We start from the raw sequence: 391 nt of genomic DNA, 5'->3' as shown, positions 1-391 counted from the left end.
TTGATAACATTCTCCCGAATAAGGGGAAGTATCTGCGGTACATGGTTATCACCTGCGGTGAGAACGTCCGCATATATGATGACCTCAAGGCGGAGCATAGGAAATGGACACGCAAGCTCTCTGATTGCTTCCGTTGGCTCAATCAAAAATATGGTTCAAATCTGTATTTCAGGGGGACTGAGTTCACTCATAATGAGGATCATGAAACCCTTAACATGCATATGAATATCCTCTTTGATCTGCCGTATTTGAAGGGGAACGGCTGGCAGGATTTTCTTGCTGATGTTCGTGAGAGGATGTCGTGCATTGTTAAGGATGCGGGAACTCTTGAGTCTGTTGATGAGGTCACAAAATATGTGACTAAGCCGAACGATATTGAGACGATGGAGGA

At 44.8% G+C, this 391-nt stretch carries 1 protein-coding gene; it reads left to right on the top strand.

The window, feature by feature from the left end:
* Positions 1–391 (top strand): protein rep (locus tag KP705_RS18825; RefSeq protein WP_215765409.1); only part of this gene is annotated, 391 nt, incomplete at both ends.

This window comes from Gluconobacter sp. P1D12_c (assembly GCF_018812105.1).
Lineage (GTDB): Bacteria > Pseudomonadota > Alphaproteobacteria > Acetobacterales > Acetobacteraceae > Gluconobacter > Gluconobacter oxydans_A.
This window is presented reverse-complemented; position numbering and strand designations above follow the sequence as displayed.